Origin of the sequence: Cryobacterium sp. RTC2.1 (assembly GCF_035018685.1) — a bacterium.
GTDB lineage: Bacteria > Actinomycetota > Actinomycetes > Actinomycetales > Microbacteriaceae > Cryobacterium > Cryobacterium glucosi.
Genome location: NZ_JASJXJ010000141.1, coordinates 1 through 10,498 on the forward strand (window position 1 = coordinate 1; position 10,498 = coordinate 10,498).

Below are 10,498 nucleotides of genomic sequence, written 5' to 3' on the forward strand. Positions count from 1 at the left end.
ATTGATCACCTTCCATAATGGTCGGTGGCCCTGTTTTCAATCGGCGATACTGGCCCTATTTTCGGTCGGCGTTAACAGCGTTCAGTACCGGAAGCCCGACCACAGCTCTACCACCAGACGTGGGTTCTCAACGAAGAAGGAAGCAACGCTGTTCCTCGCCTCGGTTGAAGTGTCGAAGAGTCGCGGCTCCTACGTAGATCCCACGCGCTCTCGGGTAACTGTGGCCGAGTGGATGGATCGCTGGCTCGCGACGCGTAGCGATCTCCGACCTTCCACCATCGATAGGGCCCAAGGCATAATCCGGCGCAATATCGCTCCCGACCTCGGGGGCATTCCCCTCGGCGACTTGGAACGGATGACCGTCCAGGAATGGGCCTCAAGGCTCTCTGAAACCCAAGCGCCTTGGTCCGTGCGCAAAATCGTCAATACGCTGGGGGGCGCGCTGCAGATGGCCGTCGACGATGGCCGGATCACTACGAATCCTGCCGCCCGCCTGAAGCTCCCCAAGGTTTCCAAAGTTTCCAAGACGTACTTGACTCACGAGCAGGTCCATGACCTCGAGGAAGCCGTCGAGGGTCGAGGCGTTGGATATGGACTCGTGGTCCTCGTGTTGAGCTATTGCGGCCTTCGCTGGGGCGAACTGGCCGGACTCACCGTTGCTGATGTTGATGTAAAGCGCGGCCGGCTCGAGGTGCGGCACACGATGATCGAGATCAACGGCTACCTCGAGGAATCCACGCCCAAAGACTATGAGGAGCGATCAATCCCGGTTCCCGCATTCATTCTCTTGAGACTGGAACAGGCAATCGCGGACCGGAAGCCAGGCGACCACGTCTTCGTCGGACAACGAGGCGGAGGTGTGCTCCGCAATCGCATCTTCCGCCGTGGCTTCCTGACTGCGGCAGCCGCGGAAATCGGCGTCCCGGGCCTGACTCCGCATGAGCTCCGTCATACATGCGCAAGCCTTGCTGTATCGGCCGGTGCCAACGTCAAAGCACTCCAAAGAATGCTGGGTCACGCCTCCGCGAAGGAGACTCTCGACACCTACGCGGACCTCTTTGATTCGGACCTCGACAGTGTTGCAGTCGCGCTGAATCAGGTGGCCGTGAAAGTAATTGAAGTCAAATCGAAGTCACACGACGATCTTGAGAACCTCGGGACTGAGACAGATTAGCCGCTGGTCTGGACTTTTATTGGTGTGCCCCCAGGCAGATTCGAACTGCCGCCCCTGCCTCCGGAGGGCAGTGCTCTATCCCCTGAGCTATGGGGGCCCGGGAAAACACTAGGTTACCAGCATCCGGGAGGCCGGTGTTCGCACCGGCACCTAATCGGGAGCGCTGCGGCCATCCGGCGCGGGTGTTCCGCCGCTGCGCTCGTGGTATGCCACCCGCGTTGAGGCGCAACTCCCGCGCTCGGCACAGCGGCCGTCAGCGGGCGGAATCGAGCGCGGGAGTTCCGCCGTTGCGCGGGATTTTTGCCCTCTTCGTCAGGGTGGGGCGAGCTACTTCAGGTGGCCGAGGGCCGCGGAGACGAGGGACTCGGCGTCGCCGGGCTCCAGGAAGTTCGATGAGCTGATCGTGAGCCAGTACGTGTCGGTGAAGACCTGAGCCTCGCCGATGCCGTTGGTCACGGCGAAGAAGCCCTGGACGGTCGGGGGAGTGCCATAGGTCGGGACGATCTTCGACGACGCGACGGCCTTGTCCTGCTGCTGCGTCATGAGCTGCGCGTTGGGCTGGGTGAGCGAGATTTCGATTGTGCCGTCGCTCGACTGGTTGAGCAGGCCGCACGTGAGTCCCTGGAAGGAGGCCGCGGTCTTGGCCGATGAGGATGTCGGCTTGTAGGAGGGGTCGGTGCCGTAGTTCGGGTTGAACGCGTAGACGTCGTCCAGGGTGAGCAGGTCGGTGCACGTCATCGCGACAGCGGTCCCTGCCGGGGTCGGCGTGGGCGTCGGTGTTGCCGTCGCGGCGGCCGATGCGCTCGCTGACGAGGAAGAACCCCCGGTCGCGGGGGCGCTCGCCGAACCGGAGGCCGAGGGCGCTGCATCCGCTGCGCAGCCGGACAAGCCAATGAGACTCAGCGCGCCGACGCAGAGGAAGACTCCGGCGCGCAAGCGCCGGGCGGACGGGGAGGCGGGCGAATCGAAGAGAGTCACGGGTTGACCTTACCAAGCGAGGTCCTCGAAACCGGGCCGGTAAGCTTGGTTTCCGTGACCCCCGCCGAGCTTTCCGAATCCCTGTTCGCCCTGATCCAGCAGTTGGGTGAGCGCCGACGCGCAGAAGGCATCGACACCGGTGGGCTCGACCTCGTCCTGGCCAACGCCGGCGACGTCACCCTCGAACGCCCGCGCAACCGCGACCACGGCGACTGGGCCTCGAGCATCGCGATGAAGATCGCCAAGCCGCTCGGCTACAAGCCGCGCGAGGTCGCCACCGAACTCGCGGCAGGGCTCGAGGCGCTGCCCGACGTCGCCTCCGTCGAAATCGCCGGCCCCGGCTTCATCAACATCCGCCTCGAAGCGGCATCCGCCGGCGCGCTCGCGAAGACCATCGTCGAAGCCGGCCCGGCATACGGCACCGGCCACCTCTACGACGGCATCAAGATCAACCTCGAGTTCGTCTCGGCCAACCCCACCGGCCCCATCCACATGGGCGGCGTCCGCTGGGCCGCCGTGGGCGACAGCCTCGCCCGGGTGCTTCAGGCGGAGGGTGCGGATGTCACGCGCGAGTACTACTTCAACGACCACGGTTCGCAGATCGACCGTTTCGCCCGCAGCGTCCTGGCCGCCTATCTCGGCGAGCACACCCCCGAGGACGGCTACGGCGGAGCGTACATCGGCGACATCGCCGACCAGGTCGTCGCGAAGTACGACGGAACAACCCCGATCGCCGACCTGCCCCGCGAGGAACAGCAGGAAGCCTTCCGCTCGATCGGCGTCGACCTGATGTTCACCGAGATCAAGGAGAAGCTGCACGGCTTCGGCGTCGACTTCGACGTCTACTTCCACGAGGACTCGCTGCACGAGTCCGGCGCGGTCAACCGGGCCATCGAGCGCCTGCGCGGCCTCGGCCACATCTTCGAAGCGGATGGCGCCATCTGGCTCCGTACGACGACCTTCGGCGATGACCGTGACCGGGTCATCATCCGCTCGAACGGTGAACCGGCCTATATCTCCGGCGACCTCGGCTACTACCTCGACAAGCGCGAGCGCGGCTTCGACCAGAACCTGATCATGCTCGGTGCAGACCACCACGGCTACGTCGGCCGCATGATGGCCATGGTCGAGGCCTTCGGTGACGTCCCAGGGGTCAACCTGCAGATTCTGATCGGCCAGATGGTCAACCTGCTCAAGGACGGCGAACCGTTGCGGATGTCCAAGCGCGCCGGCACGATCGTGACCCTCGACGACCTCGTCGACGCCGTCGGCGTCGACGCCGGCCGCTACTCGCTCGTGCGCTCCTCGAGCGACACCGCGCTCGACATCGACCTCGACCTGCTCGGCAAGCACAGCAACGAGAACCCGGTCTTCTACGTGCAGTACGCCCACGCGCGCACCTGCTCCGTCGCCCGCAACGCCGCGGCAGCGGGCGTCGAACGCACCGACTTCGCCCCTGAGCTGCTCGTGCACGACAGCGAGTCCGCCCTGCTCGGCGTGCTCCAGGAATACCCGCGCATGGTCGCCCTCGCCGCCGAACTGCGCGAGCCGCATCGCATCGCCCGGTACATCGAAGAGGTCGCCGGCTACTACCACCGCTGGTACGACAACTGCCGGGTGATCCCGCTTGGCGACGAGCCCGTCACGGAACTGCACCGCACGCGCCTCTGGCTCAACGACGCGACCGGCCAGGTCATCCGCAACGGCCTCGGCCTCCTCGGCGTGGCTGCTCCCGAGCGGATGTGACCGTGGACCGCGACGCCGCAACGGGCAGGGGAGCCGCAACGCGCAGGCGCCGTGGCCTGAGTGGTTTCATCATCGCGACGATCGTGGTGCTCGCCCTCGTCGCCGCCTTCTTCGTCGCCGATGCCGGCGTGCGCAACTACGCCGAGAACCGGGCGAAGGCCGAGATCGCGGCGCACCTGCCCGATTCGGTCACGGGCGACGTGTCCGTCTCGATCGGCGGCCTGTCCGTGATCGCGCAGTACCTGATGGGGAGCTTCGACCGGGTCACCCTGGTCGCTCCCGCCCTCACGGTGAACGGCGTGCCGGCATCCGTTCACCTCGTCGCGACCGACGTGCCCGTCGACCAGGCCAAACAGGTCGGCGACGTGCGCGGAACGGTCGACCTCGACCAGGCGGCGCTCAACACCCTGCTCGCGGCGGCCCTGCCGAAGGGGGCGCCCGCAGCCAACCTCGTGCTCGGCGACGGCACCGTGCAGTACGAGGGCAGCGTGAGCGTCTTCGGCCTGGACATCGGCTACCAGGCCACCGCCACCCCGACCGCTGCGGCCGACTCGCTGCTCTTCACACCGAGCAATGCGACGATCACCACCGGGGCGGGCAGCCTCGATGCGACGGCAATCCTGCCGCTCGTGCTCGGCCAGCAGCCGGTCCGGGTGTGCGTGGCCGGGTACCTCCCCGAGGGCGTCAACCTCGCCGGCGTCGACGTCACACCGGGGCGGGCGCGCATTACGCTGGAGTCGAGCACCCTGACGCTCACCGCGCAGTCGCTGACCACCCTCGGCACCTGCTCCGCCGGCTGATTCGGCGCGCGCACCCCTTGCTCGCTAGAATCGGTGCAGGTTCGCTGTCATACCGGCGGAATCTTCACTGGCTTCAGGGACCAATCCGGGTTCGCTCGCCACTCAGTGAGACACCCACTCGACTTTCCCGTGAGGTTTTCACCCGTGGCCACCAACCCGCTCGCCCCCGACTGGCTCGTCCTGCCCGGAGACGCCAACGCGCTCTCGGCCGGCCTCTGGCCCGCGACCATGCACCGCGCGCCTGCCGGCGACCTCGTCATCGGCGGCGTCTCCGCGCCTGACCTGGCCGCCCGGTTCGGCACCCCGCTCTACGTCATCGACGAAGCGGATGCCCGCGCCCGCGCATCCGCCCTCCGTTCCGCCTTCGAGGCAGAATTCTCCCGCATCGGCACCACGGTCAAGGTCTACTACGCCGGCAAGGCCTTCCTGTCGAGCGAGGTCGCCCGCTGGATGCTCGCCGAGGGACTCAACATCGACGTCTGCAGCGGCGGGGAACTCGCCGTCGCCCTCGCGGCCGGCGCGCCCGGCGCCCGCCTCGGCTTCCACGGCAACAACAAGTCCCTCGCCGAGATCGACGAGGCCTGTGCCACCGGCGTCGGCACGATCGTGATCGACTCGACCGTCGAGATCTCCCGTGTCGCCGCGGCAGCGGCCCGGCACGGCATCGTGCAGAACGTGCGGCTCAGGGTCAACAGCGGCGTGCACGCGCACACGCACGAGTTCCTCGCCACCGCGCACGAGGACCAGAAGTTCGGCATCACGCTCGAGGATGGCCCGCGCCTCGTCGCCCTGATCCGTGCGGAGCCGGCCCTGCGCTTCATCGGCCTGCACTGCCACATCGGTTCCCAGATCTTCGGAGCCGACGGGTTCGCAGAGTCCGCCTCCCGCCTGCTCGCCGTGCACGCCGCGCTCCTCGTCGGCGGGCCTGTTCCCGAGCTCAACCTCGGCGGCGGCTTCGGCATCGCGTACACCGACGCGGACACGCCCACCCCGATCCACGAACTCGCCGCCCGTCTGGCCGACATCGTCGCGGCAGAGTGTGCGGCGCGCGGCATCCCGGTGCCCATCGTCGCCTTCGAGCCCGGCCGCTCCATCATCGGCCCGGCGGGCATCACCCTGTACGAGGTCGGCACCACCAAGGCCGTCGACGTGTCGGGTGCGCCGCGGCTCTACGTGAGCATCGACGGCGGCATGAGCGACAACGCCCGGCCGGCGCTCTATGGCGCCGACTACTCTGTGCGGCTCGCGGGCCGCTCGAGCACCGCGGAGCCCGTGCTCGTACGCGTCGCGGGCAAGCACTGCGAGAGCGGCGACATCGTCGTCGACGCCGACTACCTGCCCGGCGACGTCGGCCCCGGCGACCTCGTCGCCGTCGCCGCGACCGGTGCGTACTGCTACTCCCTCGCGAGTAACTACAACTACCTTGGCCGCCCGCCGGTCGTCGCCGTGCTGGACGGCGCCGCCCGGTTGCTCGTCCGCGGCGAGACGATCGCCGACCTGCTCTCCCGCGACACCGGGATCACCGCCGTCGTCGCGGCCCCCGCCGGCACCGATCAACCGAAGGAAGCCATCCGATGATCGAATACCGCAACCTGCGCGTCGCCCTCCTGGGCGGCGGCAACGTCGGCGCCCAGGTCGCCCGGCTGCTGCTCGAGCAGAGCGAGGAATTCGCCAACCGGGTCGGCGCCGGCCTCGAACTCGTCGGCATCCTCGTGCGCGACGTCAACGCCGAACGCACCGTCGACCTGCCGCACGAGCTCTTCACGACCGACGCCGAGTCCCTCATCCTCGGCGCGGACGTCGTCATCGAACTGCTCGGCGGCATCGAACCGGCCCGCAGCTACATCCTGATGGCGATGAACTCAGGGGCGGATGTCGTCACCGCGAACAAGGCTCTCCTCGCGACCCACGGGCCCGAACTCTTCGCCGTCGCAGACCAGGTCGGCGCCCAGCTCAACTACGAGGCCGCCGTCGCAGGCGCCATCCCGATCCTGCGGCCCTTGCGCGACAGCCTCGGCGGCGACCAGATCAACCGCATCCTCGGCATCGTCAACGGCACCACGAACTTCATCCTCGACCGGATGGACACCGATGGGGACAGCCTCGAGGAAGCCCTCGCCACCGCGACGGAGCTCGGCTACGCCGAAGCCGACCCGACCGCGGACATCGGCGGCTACGACGCGGCGCAGAAGGCGGCCATTCTCGCGAGCCTCGCCTTCCACACCCACGTGCCGCTCGCATCCGTCTACCGCGAAGGCATCACCGAGGTCACGCCCGCGCAGATCGAGTCCGCCCGCAAGGCCGGCTACGTGGTCAAGCTCCTCGCCATCTGCGAACGCATCACGGATGCCGCGACCGGCCAGGCCGGGGTCTCCGCCCGGGTCTACCCCGCGATGGTGCCGCGCAGCCACCCGCTCGCGGCCGTGCACGGAGCGAACAACGCCGTCTTCGTCGAGGCCGAATCCGCGGGCAGCCTGATGTTCTACGGCGCGGGCGCCGGGGGAGTCGAGACCGCATCCGCAGTGCTCGGCGACCTGGTCTCCCTCGCCCGCCGCCACATCGCCGGCGGCCCCGGAGTCGCGGCCTCGATCCACGCCGACCTGCCCGTTTTCGACATCGGCAGCATCACGACCCGCTACGCGGTCACCCTCGAGGTGACCGACGAGCCGGGCGTGCTCGCGACCCTGGCCGGGGTGTTCAGTGACCATGGCGTCTCGCTGGCCCTCGTCGAGCAGTCGATGACCCCCGCACGTCCCCTCACGTCCAGTCACGCGGCCGTCCCGTCCACGGCTACCCTTGTGATCGGAACCCACGAGGCAACGGAGGCGGCACTCGCCGCCACCGTGACCGACCTCGCCGCCAACAGATTTGTCACCACCGTCGCATCCGTTTTGAGAGTTGAAGGAGCCTGATGTCCAGCGAACGAGAGTCCACGCAGGCCGTGAAGACCCAGTCCCGTCAGTGGCGGGGAGTGCTGCGTGAATACGCCGACCGCCTGAACATCACCGACGCGACCCCGATCATCACGCTCGGCGAGGGTGGCACGCCGTTGATTCCCGCCCCCGCGCTGTCGAAGCGCACCGGCGCGAAGGTCTGGATCAAGTACGAGGGCATGAACCCGACCGGCTCCTTCAAGGACCGCGGCATGACGATGGCGATCTCGAAGGCCGTCGAAGACGGCGCGAAGGCCGTCATCTGCGCCTCGACCGGCAACACCTCTGCCTCGGCCGCCGCATACGCGACTCACGCCGGCATCCTCGCGGTCGTGCTCGTGCCGGAGGGCAAGATCGCCCTCGGCAAGCTCAGCCAGGCCATCGCGCACAACGCGCAGCTCCTGCAGGTGCAGGGCAACTTCGACGACTGCCTCGACATCGCCCGCGACCTCTCGGCCAACTACCCGGTGCACCTCGTCAACTCTGTCAACCCCGACCGCATCGAGGGCCAGAAGACGGCGGCCTTCGAGGTCGTCGAGGTGCTCGAAGACGCGCCGGACATCCACATCGTCCCCGTCGGAAACGCCGGGAACTACACCGCGTACACCCGCGGCTACACCGAAGAACTCGAGCGCGGCGCGACCACGAAGCTCCCGCGCATGTTCGGCTTCCAGGCCGCCGGCAGCGCCCCGATCGTGCTCGGCCACCGCGTAGACCACCCCGAGACCATCGCGAGCGCCATCCGCATCGGCAACCCGGCGTCCTGGGACCTCGCCCTCGCGGCGCAGAAGCTCACGAACGGCTACTTCGGCGCGATCAGCGACGCCAAAATCCTCGAGGCCTACCGCATCCTCTCCGCAGAGGTCGGCATCTTCGTCGAACCCGCCTCCGCGATCAGCGTCGCAGGCCTGCTCGAGCGTGCCGAAGCCGGGCTCATCCCCGCCGGCGCGACGGTCGTGCTCACGGTCACCGGCCACGGCCTCAAGGACCCGCAGTGGGCGCTCCGCACCGCGGACGGCGCCGAGATCACTCCGACCGTCGTGCCCGTCGACACCGCCGAAATCGCCAGCGTCCTCGGTCTGGCCAAGAAGTGACCCTGGCCGAAGCCGTGTCCGGTCCTTCCCTCCTCGCCGGACGTTCGGTGACCGTCCAGGTTCCCGCGACGACCGCGAACCTCGGCCCCGGCTTCGACACCCTCGGCCTCGCCCTCTCCTACTACGACCGCCTCGACGTGAGCGTGCGTGAGGAACCCGGCGTGTTCGTCGACGTGCAGGGCGTCGGCGCCGGCGTGGTGCCGACCGACGAGACGAACCTCGTCGTGCAGGCCATCGCGCACACCTTCGCCGCCTATGGGCAGCGGATGCCGGGCCTCGCGCTCGTCGCCCACAACAAGATCCCGCACGGCCGCGGCATGGGATCCTCTGGGGCAGCGATCGTCTCCGGGATCATGGCCGCCAAGGGCCTGCTCGAGGGCATCGTCGACATCGACTCCGAAGCACTGCTCACCCTCGCCACCGAGATGGAGGGGCACCCGGACAACGTCGCGCCCGCACTCTTCGGCGGCCTCACGATCGCGTGGACGACCCCGGAGGGCCCCCGGCACAAGAAGCTGATGGTGCACCGCGGCGTGAAGCCGCTCGTGTTCGTGCCTGAGCAGGCCATGTCGACCGCGCTCGCCCGCAGCCTCCAGCCCGAGACCGTGCCGCACGAGGACGCCGTCTTCAACCTGTCCCGCTCCGCGCTGCTCATCGCCGCGCTCATCCAGAGCCCGGAGCTGCTGCTCGCCGCGACAGAGGACAAGCTGCACCAGAGCTACCGTGCCGCCGCGATGCCCGAGACCAACCGGTTGATCACCCTGCTCAGGGAGCACGGCTTCGCGGCCGTCGTCTCCGGAGCCGGCCCGTCGATCCTCGTGCTCGCGAGCGACCCCGGCCAGCGCCTCGTCGCCGCGGAGCTCGTCGCCGCGAACTCGGAGACCCCCTGGCAGGCACTCATGCTCGCCGTGGACTTCCAGGGCGCGACCGTCACCCACACGGACGCGGCAGTCGCCGCCTGACCTGAAGCGCGCGAACGGGGGGTGCCGCGGCAGGGGATGGCGCGGCATCCGTTCTCGGAATGCTCTGCTAGAGTCGATGGCGTACCCGAAGAAATCGCCTAACGACCGGTTCCTTTCGATGGTGCATTTCCCGTAACTCACTGCTATCGCGACATCTGTGCGTGGCTGTGTGTGTTCACTTCAATCCACTTTCTGTGGGATTGAACCACCCGCAGCGCCTCCGACGTTGCCACAGCTTCCCCGGTTTTCGTAAATGTTCGTGCCGGGGGAAAGGACAAATTTTCGTGACTGACGTCAACCTCCGCGCAAGTGCCGCGGATTCATCCCGCCTGGGAACCCTCCGTGTCGCAGAGCTTCAGGCTCTCGCGCTCGAACTGGGCATCCCCGGCTCCTCCAAGCTCCGCAAGGGCGAGCTCGTCTCCGCCATCACCGCCGTCCAGGCCGGTGGCGACACCGTGAGCCCCGAGCTCGAAATCCCCGCCTTCGCCGCGACCGAGCCGGTCGTCTCCGAGCAGCTCGTTTCCGAGCCGGCCGTCGCCGAGCCGGCCGCGGCAGCAGCCGCGACCGCGACTCTCGTCGAAGCCCCGCCGCGCAAGTGTGCGCCGCGCCGCGCCACCACCGCGACCGCTGCCCCCGCCGCCGCGCACGTCAACGCTGACGGCGACCTCGGCATCGGCCTCATCCTCCCGGACGCCGCCGCGACGACCCGTCGCACGACGGCCCCCACCACCTACGCCGGTGGCACCGGCACCACGGAGGCCCCTGTCGCCGCCGAGAAGCCGGTCCGCCAGGCGCGCAAGCGCGCCACGTC

Annotated in this window: 9 protein-coding genes and 1 tRNA gene; 8 read left to right on the plus strand and 2 right to left on the minus strand. The window is 68.3% G+C overall.

Annotated elements, in window-relative coordinates:
- The coding region (locus tag QN357_RS15075) for a site-specific integrase (RefSeq protein WP_323505122.1) at positions 1 to 1,174 on the plus strand (1,174 nt) is incomplete at its 5' end.
- A gap of 25 nt (positions 1,175 to 1,199) precedes the next feature.
- On the opposite strand, the gene QN357_RS15080 is transcribed toward QN357_RS15075, so the two are convergent.
- A tRNA-Arg gene (locus QN357_RS15080) sits at positions 1,200 to 1,271 on the minus strand.
- Positions 1,272 to 1,501: 230 nt separating this feature from the next.
- Positions 1,502 to 2,152 (minus strand): hypothetical protein, encoded by a 651-nt coding sequence (locus tag QN357_RS15085; protein WP_322136267.1) that lies wholly within the window; start codon positions 2,150 to 2,152, stop codon positions 1,502 to 1,504.
- A 54-nt stretch (positions 2,153 to 2,206) separates the two neighbouring features.
- On the opposite strand from QN357_RS15085, the gene argS reads away from it, so the two are divergent.
- The 7 genes from argS to QN357_RS15120 all read left to right on the plus strand — a co-directional run.
- Positions 2,207 to 3,898, plus strand: a complete 1,692-nt coding sequence (gene argS / locus QN357_RS15090) for an arginine--tRNA ligase (RefSeq protein WP_134564081.1) — start codon at positions 2,207 to 2,209, stop codon at positions 3,896 to 3,898.
- A 2-nt stretch (positions 3,899 to 3,900) separates the two neighbouring features.
- Positions 3,901 to 4,698: a DUF2993 domain-containing protein gene (locus QN357_RS15095; RefSeq protein WP_322140691.1), complete on the plus strand. Its 798-nt coding sequence runs from the start codon at positions 3,901 to 3,903 to the stop codon at positions 4,696 to 4,698.
- Between the two features lie 144 nt (positions 4,699 to 4,842).
- The gene (lysA, locus tag QN357_RS15100) at positions 4,843 to 6,276 is read left to right on the plus strand and encodes a diaminopimelate decarboxylase (RefSeq protein ID WP_322189584.1); all 1,434 of its coding nucleotides are present in this window, start codon (positions 4,843 to 4,845) and stop codon (positions 6,274 to 6,276) included.
- Positions 6,273 to 7,610: a homoserine dehydrogenase gene (locus tag QN357_RS15105; RefSeq protein WP_134448135.1), complete on the plus strand. Its 1,338-nt coding sequence runs from the start codon at positions 6,273 to 6,275 to the stop codon at positions 7,608 to 7,610. The genes lysA and QN357_RS15105 overlap by 4 nt, the downstream gene beginning before the upstream one ends.
- The gene (gene thrC, locus QN357_RS15110) at positions 7,610 to 8,725 is read left to right on the plus strand and encodes a threonine synthase (RefSeq protein WP_134448137.1); all 1,116 of its coding nucleotides are present in this window, start codon (positions 7,610 to 7,612) and stop codon (positions 8,723 to 8,725) included. The genes QN357_RS15105 and thrC overlap by 1 nt, the downstream gene beginning before the upstream one ends.
- Positions 8,722 to 9,687: a homoserine kinase gene (gene thrB / locus QN357_RS15115; RefSeq protein WP_416347621.1), complete on the plus strand. Its 966-nt coding sequence runs from the start codon at positions 8,722 to 8,724 to the stop codon at positions 9,685 to 9,687. Before thrC ends, thrB begins: the two co-directional genes overlap by 4 nt.
- 284 nt (positions 9,688 to 9,971) lie before the next feature.
- Positions 9,972 to 10,498 (plus strand): Rho termination factor N-terminal domain-containing protein (locus QN357_RS15120; protein WP_323505123.1); only part of this gene is annotated, 527 nt, incomplete at its 3' end.